Genomic DNA, 17,750 nt, shown 5'->3' on the forward strand with positions numbered 1-17,750 from the left:
CGTGAGCCATGGGACGTTTCATGGGAACAGAAACTGAGTATGGCATCACGACTCCGAGCGACCCGACGCTCAGCCCGCTCATAACCTCGACGCATGCTGTCGTGGCATACGCTGCGATGCATACGAGTGCTCGAAGCCGATGGGACTACGCGGAGGAACACCCGCTGAAGGATGCTCGCGGATACGACCTCCAACGCTATCGGACGGTTCCTGTTGTCGACCCAAACGCGATTGGCGTGGCTAATGTGGTGACTACTAACGGTGCTCGGTATTACGTCGACCACGGCCATCCTGAATACTCCTCCCCGGAAGTTGATAACGCCTGGGATGCCATGCTGTACGACGCCGCTGGTGATCTCTACCTGCGGCAGTCCATGGACGACATCCGCGATCTCTGGGACGAAGGTATTTCGGTGCTTGACGGCGCTTCACCATGCCCACCCATTAAGTTCTACAAGAACAACGTCGATGGCAAGGGCCAGTCGTACGGTAGTCACGAAAACTACCAGTACTCACGCCACACTGACTTCGCAGCGGTGGTAGAGGGGCTCATTCCGTTCTTCGTCACTCGGCAGGTCATCGTTGGCGCCGGACGAGTCGGCATCGGGCGCGAAAGTGAACATGCCGGTTTCCAGATTTCACAGCGCGCAGACTACTTCGAGCAGGAAATCTCACTCGAAACGACACTGAACCGAGGCATCATCAACACGCGCGACGAACCACACGCTGACGCTACACAGTTTCGACGCCTCCACGTCATCATCGGTGACGCCAACATGAGCCAGTACTCCAACTTCTTGAAGATGGGCATGACCAAACTCGTGCTCGACGCAATCGAAGCTGGAGTGGACTTCTCGGACCTCACCATCCAGGACCCGGTTGCTGAGCTGCAACGCATCTCCCACGACCCAACGTGCACACACAAACTACTTCTTGCCAACGGTAGGCGCTGCACAGCAATCGAGGTGCTCCGGGAAATCCGAGATCGGGTGCAGGGGCTGCCAAACGAAGGGGACGTCGATAAGCGAGTGCTCGCTCTTTGGGCTGAAGTGCTCGATGATCTCGCAGTCGACCCACTGCGCACCGCGGATCGCCTTGATTGGACGGCCAAGTGGGCGCTTGTGCGCTCGTTCATGGACCGAGGAGTAGCCGCGGACGACCCAAAGTTGAAAATGATCGACATCCAGTACGCTGACATAGATCCTGCGAAATCGCTGTATCACGCACTCGTCCGAAAAGGATCGATACGGACGCTAGTAGGCGATGAGGAGATTGCTCACGCAGCAAAGAACCCGCCGAGAAACTCCCGCGCATACTTCCGTGGCAAGGTAACCGAAAAGTTTGGGGAAGAGATCGCGGCATCGAGTTGGCAGTCCATCGTTTTCAGGATTGAGGATCGAATGGTCCGCGTGCCGCTCGACGATGTCAATGGCTGGACGTATGAGCAAACTGCCCAAATCATCAACCGCGCTACAACGGCATCGGAGCTGCTAAACGCGCTAGGGTATAAGCATGTCTAAGCAGCAACAAATGTTCGGTGGAGGAGACACCCCGGAACCGCAGAATGAAGAAGGCAGCAACGCCCAAGCCCAGGTCGAGGTGACAGGCACTGACGATTTACTCGATGAGATTGATGCCTTGCTTGACACAAACGCTGAGGAGTTTGTGCGTTCATTCGTTCAAAAAGGTGGCCAATGAGTTCCGAACACCCTGCGTTGTATGCGCGCCGAATCATGGGGGTAGAGACGGAGTTTGGGCTCGCCGCCTACGCACATGGGCAATCCATCCTTGGCCCGGAAGAGCTTTCGCGCTACTTGTTCCGGCCGGTAGTTTCGCGCTATCGGTCGTCGAATATCTTCACCCAGAATGGCTCTCGGCTCTATCTCGACGTAGGTGCGCACCCTGAAATCGCGACGCCAGAATGCGACTCGCTGATGCAGCTCTTGCAGTACGACAAGGCCGGCGAGATGCTCTACCACCAGCTTGCGCTGCATGCAGAGGAAGCCCTTGCGCAGGAGGGGACTCCGGCCCAGGTGTACCTGTTTAAGAACAACGTCGACTCACAGGGCAACTCTTACGGTGCACACGAGAATTATCTGGTGAGTCGCGAAATCGTCCTGAAGTCATTTAGCAAGCAGCTCCTGCCTTTTTTGATTACGAGACAGCTAATATGTGGCGCAGGAATGATCAATAAGGGCAAGTTTGTGCTGTCTCAGCGCGCCGACCAGGTGTGGGAAGGGGTTTCATCTGCCACCACGCGCACGCGTCCCATCATTAACACTCGAGATGAGCCACACGGAGATTCTCATCGATTCCGCCGAATGCACGTCATCGTCGGTGACTCCAACATGTCGGAAACTACGTTCGCACTCAAGGTAGGCGCGACGCAGCTGGTCATTGAGATGCTTGAGGCTGGCTTCCCGATGCCGAACGTGGAGCTCGAAGATCCGATCAAGCATATTCGAGCGATTGCGCTCGACCCGACTGGCCAAACGCTCCTTACTTGTAAAGATGGTTCAACTGTTACAGCACTCGCGGTGCAGCAACAGATTCTTGACGCCGCCACAAAATGGCTGACACAACGGCCAGACGAGGGAACCTCAAACGAGGAACTCAGTCGGGTAGTGGAGCTATGGCAAAGAGTGCTGACTGCAATCGAGACGCAGGATTTCTCTGCGGTTGACACAGAGATCGACTGGGTGATCAAACACAAGCTCTTAGAGCAAGTTCGTGAAAAACTAGACACGGACTGGTCACATCCGAAATTGGCACAGATTGATTTGACCTATCACGACATCAACCCGGAGCGTGGTCTGTTCTACCTGCTGCAACGCAAAGGCCTCGCGGCGCGTTGGACTACCGACGCGGACATTCGAATGGCTGCTGAGCAGCCTCCTGCCACGACTCGCGCCGCGCTGCGGGGCAGGTTCCTCTCAGCTGCTCGGGACTACAACGCGGAGCACAACGTCGACTGGGTGCACCTGAAAGTAAACCGTCCAGAGCCTCGAACGCTCAAGCTTCTCGATCCCTTCGAAACCGAGAACGCAGACGTCGACGCTTTGATCCAATACATCGTGGACAACCACCAACAGGAGCATCATGACACGTAGTGATGTAATGACTTCCCGGCAGCTGAACTTGGCGTTCGCGTTACTGGGGTCACCGCGTCCGAGGACACAGCAGTGGATTGCCAAGCACGTCGACGGATACGCTGATCGAACTCCAGAGGCCCTGGAGAAACTGATTAAGCGCGACGTCGACGACCTTCGCCGTGTTGGCGTGCCCGCAGAAACTCGAGCAGGCGAGGCATGGATCGAACACGATAAGTACGAACTCGAGCCGCTCAACCTCACTGTTGAGGAGGCAACGGCGCTTGGCCTCGTAGTTGATCTCAGCCAGGCGGGACGCCTAGGCGCGTTTGCGCGATCCGGTTGGACAAAGATCGCGGCATCTGGTGTGACCAGGATGTTTGATAGTCCAACCATTGCGTTCGTCGACAACGACATCATCAACCTCGACCCGGATGTGCTCAAGGCGGCCTTGGCTTGCGCACGCACCAAGACCCGCATGACGTTCGATTTTCAGCCAGCTCCAGGTGCGTCGATCCAGCGCCGAACGTTCGACCCTTGGAGCGTCGTACCTCTCAATAACAAGACTTACCTTGTTGGTTGGGACTGCGATCGCGGCCAAGAGCGCGTCTTCAGACTGATGAAGGTGAGCAACATCAGGAAGTCGAAGAATCAGACATCGTTTCACGACGCCACCAAGGACCCGCGTGACGTACTTCAGAACGTACTGCGTGGCCCGCTCGTCGATGCCGTGGTGGAAATTTCGGCTGGTGTAGGCGAGGAGCTATCGCTGCAAGGAGAGCGCTCAGAGGGCGCTGCAGCGGGTCTGGACCGGATAGCTGTCAGTGGGGTCGAACGCGACTGGCTCGTGCGCACTCTCGCGAGCCTTGCTCCGCATGTGCGCTCAATTACGCCGCCCGATATCCACGAAGAGGTATCTGCGCTCTTGCGCAAACAGCTTCGAGGACAGGAACGAGTTGAAGCATGAAGCAAAACACTGCAGTCGAACGCCAGGTGCGTCTGGCACGGCTTTTAAACCTGTTGTCATACCTGTCGCAGCACCCAGATCGTTCACCAATGGAAATAGCGCGGGACATCGGAACTGACGCGGAACAGGTGAAAAGCGACTTGGCGATGCTCCATTTGTCGGGAGTTGGCAATGGCCCCGGGGAGATGATTGATCTCAAACATTCGTGGACCGAGGTGACCGTCATTGACGACCAAGGTTTGAGTCGGCCCTTGCGTCTCACACCAACCGAGGCAAACACATTGTTACTACTGCTCGACTCATTCGAGACCATGCCAGGCCTGCTCGACCAAGCGGCGCTGAGTTCTGCAGCAGAGAAGTTGCGAGCTGTAGTTGGCAGTACCTCCGTGCTTGACGCGGATGGGGAGCAAAGCGATCAAGAATCCATCCTGGGGATACTTCAAAGTGGTTTGCAGCAAGGCGTTCAAGTGCAGGTGACATACTTTTCGCCTTCCTCCGATACGCTTCGTGAGCGCCAGTTGACCGGTATTCGGTTCTTTCACCAAGGTGGTCACACCTATTTCACGGCGCTGGATGGAGGAGAGGAGAAGAGCTTCCGAACTGACCGAATTCGTGAAGCTCGGTTGACCGAAGTTCCAGCCGACCGTTCTGCGGTAGGCAAGACGTTCGATGGCTCCGACCCGTTTGGCTTCGACTCCGAAAACATCGCTAACCTACTCGTATCTTCCGATGCGACATGGCTTGCGGACTACTGGGAAATCGAAATCGGTGAGGCCTATGATGACGGACGGATTGAGGCAACCATGGTCTACGGGTCCGCGGACTGGCTTATCCGTTTCTGCCTTAGCCAAGGAGACCGCATCGAACTCATCGGTCCGCCAGAGCTGGCTGATGAGGCACGCCGTCGTGCGTTTTCCGGCTTAGAGGCATTAGAATAGCGGAGGACTCTACCCAAGCAGTGTGAAAGGAATCCAATGCCGAATTTAGGTTGGATGGAAATCCTCATTATTTTGGCCATCGTGCTGCTATTGTTCGGGGCAAACAAGCTTCCCGACTTGGCACGTTCGATGGGTCGCTCCGCCCGTATCTTCAAGTCTGAAGTCAAGGAGCTGCGCAACGACGACGAGACGCAAGCTACTCCGCAGCAGCCTGCGCAGAGCCAGGAACCTAAAGAAATCGCTCCTCCATCGAATCCACAGCAGCAAACAGGCCCTAACGCTCAGCAAAGCTTTTGGGACGCGCCTGAGAACCAGCACCGCCAGTAGCGTTTGTTGTTAAGGAATTCTTGGAGGTCGTAGTTCAGTGGGGCAACAGCAAGTTCCGCCTGCACAAAAGGCAGGTCGTCGATTTCGTCGGAAGCCAAAGAATGCTACCGGCGAGATGACGCTCGTTGAACACCTGAAAGAGCTACGACGCCGCGTCATCGTCTCGCTCGTCGCAGTGTGCGTCGGCACCGTTGTGGGATTCATTTGGTATCAGTCTGCGCCTTTTCACTGGTACCCACTCGGCGAAATCATTCGAGGCCCGTACTGCAACCTCCCGACTGAGCTTCGAGCAGACTTCACCGGTGATGGCAATTGTCGTCTCTTAGCGACGGGCCCCTTCGAAATGTTCATGCTGCGGCTGAAGGTAGGCGCGCTCGCTGGGCTCGTCATGGCATCACCAGTGTGGCTGACCCAAATTTGGCGATTCATCACGCCGGGGCTCCACAAGAATGAAAAACAGTACACATTCACGTTTGTGACGCTTGCGGTACTGCTCTTCGTGGCCGGGGCGATGCTTGCGTACTTTGTTTTGGACAAAGGACTGTACTTCCTGATGACGATGGGCAGCGAGGTGCAGATTGGCGCACTGTCTGGTGGAAGCTACTATAACTTTTTGCTCGGGCTCATCGTCGTCTTTGGTGTGAGCTTCGAAGTCCCCCTCATCATCGTGATGCTCAACGTCGCGGGCATCATTCGTTATGAACAGGTAAAAGATAAGCGCCGGATCATCATCGTTGGGATCTTTATCTTTGCGGCGTTTATGACACCCGGCCAGGACCCGTTCTCGATGGTCGCGCTGGCGCTCTCCATCACACTCCTCGTCGAGTGCGCATTCCAGTTCTGCAGGATCAATGACAAGCGCCACGCCAGGAACAGACCGGACTGGCTCGACCTCGCCGACGACGAGTCCTCAGGACCTATCGACGCAGCTTCGCCCATCGAAAAGGCAGCACCGATTGGTGACGTAGCGGCCGTCGAGAAGCCAAAGCCCGTGCACACGTTTACCGAGGATCCATTCAACGACGTACTGTAGGGGCATGTCCGCTTCCTCTGACTCGTTTCTCGCACAGTTTCAAGCCTCGAAGGATTTTCCGCTCGACCCATTCCAAATTGAAGCTTGCCAGGCACTCGAAGACGATCGGGGCGTGCTCGTCTGCGCCCCAACGGGATCCGGGAAAACCGTAGTCGGTGAGTTCGCCGTTGCGCTGGCGCTCTCGCGAGGCACAAAGTGCTTTTACACCACACCAATTAAGGCGCTGAGCAATCAGAAGTACCACGACTTCGTCGCTGCATACGGCGAAGAATCCGTTGGACTGCTGACAGGCGACGTGAGCATCAACGGTTCGGCGGACATCGTCGTGATGACGACAGAGGTACTCCGAAACATGGTGTACGCGGAAGCACCTCGCCTGGACCGACTAACCCACGTGGTAATGGATGAAATCCACTTCCTCGCAGACCCGGAACGTGGACCTGTTTGGGAGGAGATCATTCTCAACTTGGACGACTCCGTCCAGATCGTTGGGCTTTCGGCGACTGTGTCGAACTCGGAAGAGTTCGGTGAATGGCTCAACACTGTTCGTGGCGATACGACCGTGATTGTTTCCGAAGACCGTCCGGTTCCGTTAAGTCAGTACATGATGGTTGGCAAGAAGGTCCTTCCATTGTTCGAACCTGCCAACCCATCCTCCGAGCCCGAACTTAACAGGGCTTTGGCGCATCAGATCGCCCGTATCGAGTCTCGAACGACGGAAGAAGGCGCGGACGACTTTCATGAAGGTCGCGGGTTCCGTGCCCGCTCGAGTGGACGTCGCCATGGGAGGACGCGCCAACAAGACCGCTACCGTCCGGTTGGGCGGCCGGGAGTTGTCGAGGTGCTCGATGGGCTAGAGATGCTTCCGGCAATTGTGTTCATCTTCTCTCGAGCGGGATGCGATGGCGCTCTCTACCAATGCCTCCGTTCGCGGAAGGAACTCACGACAGAAGAGGAACGTGCACGTGCCGCCGAGATCATCGACGCGGGTGTTGAAGGCATCCCGGAAGAGGATCTCAAAGTACTGAACTACCGGCAGCTTCGCAGCGCGTGGCTGAGGGGGTTCGCTTCGCACCACGCAGGGCTATTGCCCGCGTTCAAGCACATCGTCGAGCAGTTATTTGTGGAAGGGCTCGTCCGGGTGGTGTTTGCGACCGAAACGCTGGCCCTGGGCATCAACATGCCGGCCCGAACCGTCGTGCTGGAGAAGTTGGTCAAGTTCAACGGCGAGGGCCACGTAGACCTCACACCAGGGCAGTACACCCAGCTCACGGGGCGCGCCGGTCGGCGAGGGATCGATGTGCTCGGCAACGCTGTTGTGCAGTGGGCGCCAGCGATGGACCCGCAGTATGTAGCTGGATTGGCGTCGACAAGAACGTATCCACTCATTTCACCATTTGCTCCCGGCTACAACATGGCTATCAACATGCTTGCCATGAATGGTTTCGACGACTCCATTCGACTTATCGAGCAGTCATTTGCTCAGTTCCAAACCGACCGATCCGTGGTTGGCGAGGTGAGGGACCTAGAGCGGCTGGAAGGCAAAGTTGCTCGACTTCGCGCCCAATTATCCCGCGATATCTCTTCGTACGCGCCACCATCAGATCACGCGATTGAGGACCTGTTGGAGTACTTGGACATCCGACATGCTCTCAGCGTGGAGGAGAAGAAAGCACGCAGAGACGCGCTCGACAACCGGCACACCGAGGTCGCCCGCGTGCTGGCCCGACTGGAAGTCGGCGAGATCATCGCGCTTCCTGGTAAACGTCAACCGGAGCTCGCGGTCGTGGTTCAGCCCGCCGGCAGACACGACGATCCGCGCCCCTGGGTCACCACCGAGCGTGGCTGGTCGAGCCGCATCAACGCTGATTTTTTCAAGAACACTCCACTCGTCGTAGGGCGAATGAAAGTTCCACGGCATACGCGGGACCAACCACGCAAATTTGCGAAAAAGATCGCAAGCCAGCTCCGCCACGCTCCGGTGCATGCACCAAAGCGACTGCGTGAGAAGGCCCGGTATCGAACTCCAAAATCCGTCACCAAACTTCGCGAGCAGCTTCATGCGCACCCCGTCCACTCATGGCCGGCCACGGACCGCGAAATGCTGGCCCGAGTAGGCGAGAAGCTTGCCCGTGAGCAGCGCGCACTTGACCGGCTGAGCAGGCAAGTAGACAACGCCACCGACACACTTGGCAGAACATTCGAGCGCCTGATCGGGCTGCTGCAAGAACTCGACTACGTGGAGCTCGTGGAAGGAGAATTCCAAGTCACTGATGAGGGCGAGCGTTTAGCAAAGCTGCACAATGTTTCGGACCTCCTCGTTGCGCAGTGCCTAAAACGCGGGATCTGGGACGAGTTGGACCCCGCCGAGCTCGCCGGTGTCGCGTCGATGGTCGTGTTTGAGAACCGCCGTACCACGGGAGGCTCCCCGGAGGCCGCTACAGAGCCAATGGCCCACGCAATGAATGAAACGATGCGTGTGTACGGCGAACTCGTTTCCGATGAGCAGCGTCACAAGCTTCCACTCACCAGAATGCCAGACCCACATTTCTCACTCGCGTTGCACCAATGGACCGCCGGCGCACCGCTTGGGTACGCGCTTGCAGCCGCGGCAGAATCTGGCGCGGAACTGACCGCGGGCGACTTTGTCCGATGGTGCCGGCAGGTGATCGACCTGCTAGAACAGGTGAAGAAGGTCGGCTACAGCGATGAGATTCGCAACAATGCGAACCGCGCGATAGAAGCTATTCGACGCGGTGTAGTAGCAATCGGGAACTAGTGCGAGTACTAGTGCGCCTACGATGGGCGTATGACTTTCTTCGGAAGCGATACATTTGAACGTCGACGCGCAGCAGCCTGCAAATTTCTTGCGGCAAATCACCTGCGCGCCGTGATCATCGGCCCTGGCCCGGAATTTGAATACCTGACCGGTACACAAATCGATACGCACGAGAGGCTCTCCGCTATCGTGCTCACCGATGAAGGAAACGCTACCGTTGTCCTCCCCAGCACCGACGCTGGCTCCTTCCCCTCAGACGACCCGGCGCTCATCCCCATTGGGTGGCGCGATGGCGAAGACCCCTATGAAATTGTTTATAAACTCATCGCATCGCCTGCCGACAGCGCAACGCCTCCGATCATTGGCCTGGGCAGCACGCTCACCGCGGATCACGTGCTGGCTTTGCAGCGATACCCATTCAAGACCTGTCTTGCGCAGGACGCATTGTCTAGTCTGTTTATGGTCAAGGATGATGACGAGATTGCGCAATTGGCTCAGGCCGCCGAAGCAATCGACCGCGTTCATGCCCTCGTTCCCTCGCTACTTACCCCAGGTATTACCGAGCGCGCTGTGGCTGACGCACTGCACACGGCGATCATGGAGGAGCACACTGCAGTAGACTTCATCATTGTCGGTTCTGGCCCCAACGGCGCAAACCCTCATCACGACTTCTCCGATCGAATCATTGAAGCAGGGGACATCGTCGTCGTCGATATCGGAGGGACGATCGCGAGCGGCTACCACTCCGACTGCACGCGAACGTATCTTGTCGAAGGAGCACCGGGCTGCCAAGAGCAGCTCGATGCCTACGAAGTGCTTTTGCAAGCGCAACAGGCAGCTTGCGACGCCGCTCGGCCTGGAATGCGAGCAGAAGAGCTCGACGCGGTTGCGAGGAACATTATCTCCGAGCACGGGTACGGCGAGTGGTTTACGCACCGAATCGGGCACGGCATTGGGTTGGCTGGCCACGAACCGCCGTTCCTGGTCACCGGCAATGATCTCGTCCTAGATGAAGGAATGGTCTTTTCCATCGAACCAGGAATTTACAAACCAGACAGCTGGGGAATGCGTATCGAGGACATAGTGCATCTCCAGGCAGACGGTGCACACGCGCTGAACACCAGGCCAAAGACCTTGCAGCCCCACCCACGAGACACTCCGAAGATCTAGGAAAGCACATACATGGAGTTCGGCTTAACTCTTCGCACACTGCTGCCGCTTAGCGTTGACCTCTCACATTCACATCCGCTCACAGATGCGGAGTACGGCAAAGCAACTTGGGCAGTCGGCGCTAGTCCTGGCACACTGCTGCAAGCAACGCCGATTCGTCCTATAGGGCTGCAGTACAGGCTCAATCGTGCCAACGCATTCAGAATTGAATACACCACGACCGACGAGCGGGAACGCGTGATGTCTGCTACCGGCGCGGTGTTCCTCAGCAAGCGTCCCTGGCATGGCAATGGACAGCGTCCAACCGTCGCGTTCGCCCCCTCCACCCAAGGCGTTGCCCCGGCATGTGACCCTTCTTACTCCTGCACAGTGGGACTTCGACTTCGACGCAAACCACTGGACCTTATCGCTGCCTACGAGCAGCCTGCGATCAACATGTTGCTCGCCGCGGGAGCGAATGTCGTGTTGACGGACTATCCACGAGATCCCGAAGACAATGTGCAGCTCTATTGCTTCCACCGCGCAGCAGCCCACGCACTCGCCGATGCAGTTCGCGCCAGCGTAGGCCTAGGCTGCAGCGTCGAAAAGCTTGGTCTCTGGGGTTTTTCTCAGGGCGGGGGCGCCGCAGCTTCATGGTTAGAGCAACCCGAGTACGCGCCGGAACTACATCTGCGTGCCGCAGTCGTCGGAGCACCACCTGCAGATCTGCTTGCGATGCTCGACCGCATCGATGGGACGCTTCCGTCCATCATGATTCTTTACGCAGTCGCCGCCCTTCTAGCATCCGACCCAGAGATCACGGAAGAGCTGATGCCCCACCTCAGCCCCGTTGGTATGTCCGCTGTCATCCTTGATGCGAACATCTGTGCAGTGGGCGCGGTCCTCCGACATGCTTGGGCAAGCACCGTACACTGGACGGCAGCAGGTATCCCAATGTCTACGCTCCTCGAGGATCTTCCGAAAACAGCCGCAGCGCTCGACGATCAAGCATTAGGTACTCGTACACCACTCGATATCCCACTCAGACTGTGGGGCAGTAAGCACGACGACATCGTCCCGTGGCAAGTGGTCGCCGAACTAGGGGAGAGGTGGGATATGCCCGTTCAAATGCGAAAACTTCCCAAGCTTCCGGGAAGAACTGGCATCAACCACTTCGCCCCATACTTCCAGCACCTCCGAAAGGACGTCCTGTGGCTATTAAGCCAGCTAGAATCCTCAGGCAAGTAACCGTGTAGTCCGGCTAAGATGGTCGGCATGCCAATCTACATTTTGACGTATTTCCTCGTAGAAGCGCTGGCGTTTTTCCTTGTCGCGAAGTCAATCGGCGTTGGCTGGGCTTTGCTGGCAATCTTCGCGCTGATGGTGCTAGGCGGTGCACTGGCGACGCTCACGCTCCGCGGCGAACTCGCAAAGGCGGCACGTGGCAAAACATCTGTAGGGAAGCTAGCAGGCGACTCTGCGCTTCTCATGGTTGGCTGGGCTTTTTGCATTATCCCGGGCTTCGTTTCTTCAATCCTGGGGTTCTTCTTGGTCTTCAGCCCTACTCGCTCGATACTCCGAAACCACCTTTCACGCTCTCTGCGGCAACGCGTGGAAAATGTTGGAATCAGGATGTACGAATCGACGCCGATGTCCCGAAACTCTGCTTCCTACGGCTCGTTCACGCGGCCAACTCCTGAGCGTGGGGCCAGCGACGATGAGCACCCCGTCATTGACACGGATGAAATTGAAGACTGGCTCTACGAAGAGCACAAACGCCGATCAGAAGGTGGGGAAGAGGGACCACGGTCGTGAATGCGTCACTCCGACTTGTCCTCGCGGTACTTTCCGGCGTTGCGGTTGCGTTCTCCTATGAGCCGTTCGGGTACTGGTTCCTCGCAGTACTCGGCGTTGGTGCGTTCTACCTCGCTCTGATGCCGTGGCAACGTTTTGCTACAGCAGCGAAGCCATCGCCAAGTGCAGCATTTGGCTGCTTGCTCGGGTTTGCCCATGCCGCCACGTGCTACTTGATCCTCCTGCCCTGGATCGGAGCATTCGTCGGCGCGATGCCCTACGTGGCGCTCGCTATCACGCTGGCGCTCTCAGCGCTTATCACTGGCGCGGTTGGCGTCCGCATTGCCCGTTGCCAGTATGGGTTCCTTGCTTTTCCATTTGTGTATATCGCGGTGGAGTTCCTCCGCTCGTCGCTTCCATTCGGCGGATTTTCCTGGGTCCGGCTGGCATGGGGGCAGGTCAATGGGCCTCTGGTGTGGCTATCTTCAATTGGTGGTCCAGCGCTAGTTTCTCTCGCCGCCTGTCTCGCTGGTGTAAGCCTCGTGACGTTTCTCATCACGCGTGGGAGAACCCGCAGGGTAGCTGCGTTAGGTTTCGCGCTCCCGATCGGGCTCGGAGGACTTATCAGCCCGAGTTTCGATGGCGAGGGGACAGAGGCTCAGACGGCACAGGGCAACTCCGTACTGGTCGCAGCGATTCAAGGCAATGTGCCGCGCCTCGGGCTTGACTTCAACGCTCAGCGCAGAGCCGTGTTACAAAATCACGTCGATGAAACTGTTCGCGCAGCGAATGATGCCCAAAAACAAGGTGAAAAGCTTGACCTCGTTATTTGGCCGGAGAACTCGTCGGACGTGAACCCGTTTCAAGATCCTTTGGCGGCGTCGTCAATCGAACGCGCTGTGAGCGCAGTAGGGGCACCGGTGCTGGTGGGGACGCTGACGCGCGACGAGGTCGGTGCGCGCAACACGATGGTCGTGTTTGACCCGGAAACAGGGCCAGGCGAGACGCATCATAAACGCTTTTTGCAGCCGTTTGGCGAGTACATGCCAATGCGCGACTTCTTCCGGAAAATCACGGACCTCGTGGACCTCGCCAGCGATTTCAAGCCCGGTAATGGCCCAGGTGTCGTCCACATGGGAGGCATCCCTGTTGGGGTTGCCACATGCTATGAAGTGGCGGAAGACCCGGCGTACCGGATGGCAATTAATAATGGTGCGCAAATTCTCACTACACCAACGAATAATGCGACTTTCGGGTTTAGCGATATGACCTATCAGCAGCTGGCAATGAGCAGGCTGCGGGCCATTGAAACGGATAGGGCAGTAGTTGTTGCAGCTACTTCAGGTGTGTCAGCAATCGTGCACCCTGATGGAACGGTGAGCCAAGAAACTTCTATCTTTGAAGCTAACCACCTGATTGAACGCCTGCCACTACATACAACGCGGACATTTGCTGTGCGTTTTGGGGACTACCTCGAGGCTGCGTTCGTTTGGCTTGGGTTCATGCTCATACTCGGTGCAGCAGTCCGCCGACCCAGGGAGTATGCTAGACAACATTTGAACAACGGCGAGAAACGTTGCTGGAAAAGGAGCAGCCACCGTGGCGAATTCGACATTAGTGATCATCCCGACGTACAACGAGATTGAGAATCTTCCCCTCATTGTCGGTCGGGTTTTCGATGCAAACGATGATGTAGACATCCTTATTGTCGACGACAATTCTCCTGACGGAACGGGGCAGAAGGCAGACGAACTGGCAGAAACGAACGATCGCCTGCACGTCCTGCACCGTGCTGGCAAGGAAGGGCTACTCGCCGCGTACCGCGACGGTTTCAACTGGGGACTCGAGCGTGACTATGAGGTTATCTGCCAGATGGACGCCGATGGCTCGCATGCACCTGAGGAGCTTCACCGCTTGTTGGAGGAGATCGAAAGCGGCGCAGACGTCGTAATCGGTTCGCGGTATGTAGACGGCGGGGAAGTTAAAAATTGGCCGAAGCAGCGCTACTTGCTTTCCAAGCTGGGAAACGCCTATGTTGCCCTTGCACTGGGTGGCGATGTTCGCGACATGACCGCAGGTTACCGCGCTTTTCGACGCGAGGTCCTCGAGACCATCGACCTCCAGGAGTTGTCCAACAAGGGCTATATTTTCCAGGTCGATATGGCGCACAAGGCCGAGCTTGCCGGTTTCGACGTTCGCGAAGTACCGATCACATTCGAGGACCGCACGCTGGGCGAATCTAAGCTAGACGCAAGCTTCGCGACAACTTCCCTCTGGGAAGTCACCAAGTGGGGTGCCACCGAAAAGTTTGGCACCGCACGGGAGATGGCAAAAGAGGGATTCCGAATGCTCAGCTATGAGGCCAGGCGCTCTAAAGCAAACGAGCTGCTGCGCAAGGCGAACCACCTGCCTCAGCTCGCGGGCGACGTCGTAGAGGTTGCCAAGGAATTCATCGCTTCGAAGCGGAAGTAGCTTCGCGTTGACAGTTAGACGAAAGGCGAGAGGCTACAAAATTTGTGGCCTCCCGCCTTCGGGCTATAACTAGCTCTTACTTCTTGTTTTCTGCTGCTTGTTCTTTCGCCAAGCGCGCAGCAGCGCGACGACGTTTCCGCAGCTGTTCAAGGCGCTCTTCAAGCAGCACGTCGAGCTCTTCGATAGTACGGCGTTCGCGAAGCATATCCCAGTGAGTACGGGGTGGCTTCGTCGGCTTCGACTCGACGCCTTCGCCTTCCATAAGGGTGCCGAGCTGGCCGTTCTTGCACATCCATTCCTCTGGAATCTCTGCATCATCTGCGAACGGCACTTCGAAAATCTCGCCGTTCGGAGTGCGGTATCGCGCTTGCTGCCGAGGCGCGAGATCATGGTCTCGGTCCGTCTCGTAGCTCACAGCGCCCATTCGACTTCCGCGAAGAACACGATCAGCCATACTCAATTGTCCCTTCTAAACACATTTAAATGCAGTCGCCCTATTATAACGTTCACCTTTTAGATTTTGTTCCCGCAGTATTGAACCGGACATGCATTCCGTTCAAGGTGTGTATTAGGCTGACCCGTATGCCAGAAAGTGATGTGTACGCGAAGAGCGAATCGCCTACGTGTCAGTGGTGTGGCAAAGAAATGGCGCGGCAGCAGGGAAGAGGACGCCGCCGAAAATATTGCAGCCAGTCATGCAAGCAGCGCGCGTATGAACAGCGTAACTTTGTAGCCGGCACTGCGATTGATGAAGGGGCAGCCATCCTTAAACCGGAAACTGTGTCTATGCTCCGCGACAACCTTTTCGTTTTGCGTTGTACAGCGGAAGATATCCGGACAGCTGTGGATGAAGGTGCAAACCCGGATGAATTACGTAACATGTGTGACGAATTAATTGAATTAGCGCGAACAGTTGAGAAGTTGAGGTAAGTACCCATGAAGGAAGTGCAAGCTCCCAGCGACCGCAAGAAGAAGCTCTTGATGGTCATTGTTGCGGGAATTGCGGTGCTCGCGGTCCTGATCGCGATGATCCCATTGCTGCTCAACATGTTTGGTGGCGGTGGAGTCAAGACAGAAGGAATTGATACAGACCGACTTAAACCGGCGGACACTGACATCAACGGCGTTTGGAAGATCCAAAAGCGTCCTGGCGTCAACTCGACGTCCGTTGGGTTCACGTTCGATGAAGTTCTTCCTGGTGAAGCAAAGACGACCTCAGGATCGACGACAGGCGTTGAAGGCGAAGTACATATTGAGTCGGGTGTACTGCAATCTGGCGAAATCGTAGTCGACATGACGAATTTGACTACAGACAGCGATGTTCGAGACAACAACGTACGCCGGAAGATTCTTCACACGGATCAATACCCGACGTCAAGCTTCACGATCACCGAGCCGATTGATCTATCCAAGGTTCCATCAGACGGTTCCGCTGGAACCGTGAACGTGGTCGGAGACTTGACCATCCATGGCGAGACGAATCGCGTCACAGCACCTTTTGACGTAGCCCTGTCTGGCAGCCATCTCATCGTCGCGGGCGATGTACCGTTTGATAGAGCTGACTACGGCGTTGAGACGCCTGAATTTGTCGCAGCGAAGATTGCCGAGAGCGGGCTACTCAATATTCGCCTCAATATGACCAAGTAGACTGTCCAGAATTACCCGCCCAATTACGTCACGTTACGTTATTGGGCGGGCTTCCGCTATCTATATGCAAAGTTGTGGAAATGTCCGATAATGTACATTATGTCAACTAAGACACTTGACCCTTGCTTCTTATCGGCGCCCACCCCGGTGCTTCCGTACCAATACCGCCTGCGCCAGATCCAAGCCCCCTACGGATGCAACTGCTTCGCGAACCGCAAACTGCCAGAGCCATAGTCGGCGAAATACTTCGTCATAGCCATCGGCCGCGGCTTCACGGAGCCGCCCTTCAAACATTTGACGCTGCAAACGAATCGACAACCGAAGATGTTCCGGCGCACGGCTAATACTGATCGCTTGGAGATGCGTTTGCTGTTCAACTAGCTTCAGAAAATCGACTTCATATTGATACTCCATACCTGGCCATACATACGCACCAAGCACCTGAAGCGCACTCCGACACGCTCGGTTCACGGATTTTGATTGCACGCGACGTGCCATCACCGATTGCACACCGATACGCCCGCCTGGAAGTAGCATGCGGTCCATCGCGCGAAGGTACTGCACTTTATCGCGTTTCGGACATGATTCAAGCTGACTAAATGAAACGATTGCATCATACGGCCCATGCTGCTGGGCCCATTGAGCGTCACCAAGTTTGCCCACGGCAACGCGCACATCGTTCGCAGCGCCATTAAGAATGAGGTATTCCCGAAGATGAGCGGCACTGTCATGGCTAATTGCGAGAGTATCAACCACCACTCCGCGCCCTATCGCGGCCAGAGCCACAGCACCTCCCGAGTTCGGATACTCGAGCAATCTCGTACCGCGCCCTGCACCGACTAGGTCCAGCAACTGCTGAGCGCTCCGCGCCTGTATATCGCCCAAGTCGGCTCGATCCGCATCGAGCGGTGCTTCGTAGGTGGTCACATCGATATAGCGGCGCTTCGCGCCACGCTGTTTGGCACGCTGCTCCGGGTAGGACTTGGTCAGTTTGCGCTCGGTAGTTGCGACACCTGTAGCGAAATGACCCTGGAAAGCACTCACACGATCGCCCGAAAAGTGCTGTACGAGAGAACTCGGCAGCATCGCTCCAACAGTTTCCGGCCGTGGCTTCCACGATGTACGGCGGGGTACGTAGCCCTGCCCCAGCAGCTTCGCAATGACTTCAACAAGTACATCCGATGAGGTCACTGACCACTCGCCTGCCATGTACCCCTCTGCCAGGCCTGTCCAGCCAGCAGCCGCGATTCGTTCAAAAAGCCGCTCATGGTTCACGAGAATGTCGGCGTCGTCACCAGAAAGCGTTACACCCGTGGCGTCACAGGCTCGAGCAAACTCGGCCTCTGCAAGCCTGGCGCGAGTTTTCAGAGCAAACCCATCCAACGGCTGCACTAGCCGTGGCCACTTTGTGGCGTCAACAGTGTGTAAATGCGTTGGTACTGGTTCAGGAATCGGCACGCTTCCCCACCTTACTTGGTCAAACTTTCAGCGGAGTTTTCGACGCTTCATCTCCAAAACCATACCGTTCTAACATTATGGGCGTACTATAAAGGGA

General features: G+C 56.6%; 17 protein-coding genes. 15 read left to right on the plus strand and 2 right to left on the minus strand.

The genetic code is table 11. The features are described from left to right. Positions 1-8: 8 nt before the first annotated feature. The 13 genes from dop (at position 9) to KBX14_RS02075 (ending at position 14,548) form a co-directional block, all read left to right on the plus strand. Positions 9-1,520 (plus strand): depupylase/deamidase Dop, encoded by a 1,512-nt coding sequence (dop, locus tag KBX14_RS02015; RefSeq protein WP_256041744.1) that lies wholly within the window; start codon positions 9-11, stop codon positions 1,518-1,520. Then, complete coding sequence (locus KBX14_RS02020; protein WP_252930888.1) at positions 1,513-1,698, plus strand: ubiquitin-like protein Pup; 186 nt, start codon at positions 1,513-1,515, stop codon at positions 1,696-1,698. Before dop ends, KBX14_RS02020 begins: the two co-directional genes overlap by 8 nt. Next, entirely contained in the window at positions 1,695-3,110 is a 1,416-nt protein-coding gene (gene pafA, locus KBX14_RS02025) for a Pup--protein ligase (RefSeq protein ID WP_070362469.1), read from the plus strand. The genes KBX14_RS02020 and pafA overlap by 4 nt, the downstream gene beginning before the upstream one ends. Then, positions 3,100-4,056: a YafY family protein gene (locus KBX14_RS02030; RefSeq protein ID WP_256041745.1), complete on the plus strand. Its 957-nt coding sequence runs from the start codon at positions 3,100-3,102 to the stop codon at positions 4,054-4,056. Before pafA ends, KBX14_RS02030 begins: the two co-directional genes overlap by 11 nt. Continuing rightward, positions 4,053-4,994: a YafY family protein gene (locus tag KBX14_RS02035; protein WP_256041746.1), complete on the plus strand. Its 942-nt coding sequence runs from the start codon at positions 4,053-4,055 to the stop codon at positions 4,992-4,994. The genes KBX14_RS02030 and KBX14_RS02035 overlap by 4 nt, the downstream gene beginning before the upstream one ends. Before the next feature lie 36 nt (positions 4,995-5,030). Further along, entirely contained in the window at positions 5,031-5,321 is a 291-nt protein-coding gene (gene tatA / locus KBX14_RS02040; protein WP_070362472.1) for a Sec-independent protein translocase subunit TatA, read from the plus strand. A 115-nt stretch (positions 5,322-5,436) separates the two neighbouring features. Then, positions 5,437-6,354: a twin-arginine translocase subunit TatC gene (gene tatC, locus KBX14_RS02045; protein WP_256041747.1), complete on the plus strand. Its 918-nt coding sequence runs from the start codon at positions 5,437-5,439 to the stop codon at positions 6,352-6,354. Positions 6,355-6,358: 4 nt separating this feature from the next. After that, a complete protein-coding gene (locus tag KBX14_RS02050) occupies positions 6,359-9,133 on the plus strand; it encodes an RNA helicase (RefSeq protein ID WP_256041748.1) in 2,775 nt (924 codons plus the stop codon). A gap of 30 nt (positions 9,134-9,163) precedes the next feature. Further along, positions 9,164-10,303: a Xaa-Pro peptidase family protein gene (locus tag KBX14_RS02055; protein ID WP_070362475.1), complete on the plus strand. Its 1,140-nt coding sequence runs from the start codon at positions 9,164-9,166 to the stop codon at positions 10,301-10,303. Between the two features lie 12 nt (positions 10,304-10,315). Beyond that, positions 10,316-11,530 carry a lipase family protein gene (locus KBX14_RS02060; protein WP_256041749.1) on the plus strand — a complete coding sequence of 405 codons (1,215 nt, stop codon included), beginning with the start codon at positions 10,316-10,318 and terminating at the stop codon, positions 11,528-11,530. Positions 11,531-11,557: 27 nt separating this feature from the next. Beyond that, positions 11,558-12,097: an FxsA family protein gene (locus KBX14_RS02065; RefSeq protein WP_070363522.1), complete on the plus strand. Its 540-nt coding sequence runs from the start codon at positions 11,558-11,560 to the stop codon at positions 12,095-12,097. After that, positions 12,094-13,722, plus strand: a complete 1,629-nt coding sequence (gene lnt, locus KBX14_RS02070) for an apolipoprotein N-acyltransferase (protein WP_256041750.1) — start codon at positions 12,094-12,096, stop codon at positions 13,720-13,722. The genes KBX14_RS02065 and lnt overlap by 4 nt, the downstream gene beginning before the upstream one ends. Then, complete coding sequence (locus tag KBX14_RS02075) at positions 13,676-14,548, plus strand: polyprenol monophosphomannose synthase (protein ID WP_256041751.1); 873 nt, start codon at positions 13,676-13,678, stop codon at positions 14,546-14,548. Before lnt ends, KBX14_RS02075 begins: the two co-directional genes overlap by 47 nt. Positions 14,549-14,624: 76 nt before the next feature. Here KBX14_RS02075 and KBX14_RS02080 read toward each other — a convergent pair whose 3' ends face one another. Continuing rightward, positions 14,625-15,002 carry an RNA polymerase-binding protein RbpA gene (locus KBX14_RS02080; protein WP_070477143.1) on the minus strand — a complete coding sequence of 126 codons (378 nt, stop codon included), beginning with the start codon at positions 15,000-15,002 and terminating at the stop codon, positions 14,625-14,627. A gap of 128 nt (positions 15,003-15,130) precedes the next feature. Between KBX14_RS02080 and KBX14_RS02085 the strand changes: the two genes are divergently transcribed. After that, positions 15,131-15,478: a hypothetical protein gene (locus KBX14_RS02085; RefSeq protein WP_071572633.1), complete on the plus strand. Its 348-nt coding sequence runs from the start codon at positions 15,131-15,133 to the stop codon at positions 15,476-15,478. A 6-nt stretch (positions 15,479-15,484) separates the two neighbouring features. After that, on the plus strand, positions 15,485-16,195 hold the full coding sequence (locus KBX14_RS02090) for a YceI family protein (protein WP_070477145.1): 711 nt from the start codon (positions 15,485-15,487) through the stop codon (positions 16,193-16,195). Between the two features lie 129 nt (positions 16,196-16,324). Here KBX14_RS02090 and KBX14_RS02095 read toward each other — a convergent pair whose 3' ends face one another. Further along, complete coding sequence (locus KBX14_RS02095) at positions 16,325-17,653, minus strand: class I SAM-dependent methyltransferase (protein WP_256041752.1); 1,329 nt, start codon at positions 17,651-17,653, stop codon at positions 16,325-16,327. Between the last annotated feature and the right edge of the window lie 97 nt (positions 17,654-17,750).

Origin of the sequence: Corynebacterium sp. CCUG 61414 (assembly GCF_024453945.1) — a bacterium.
Lineage (GTDB): Bacteria > Actinomycetota > Actinomycetes > Mycobacteriales > Mycobacteriaceae > Corynebacterium > Corynebacterium pseudogenitalium.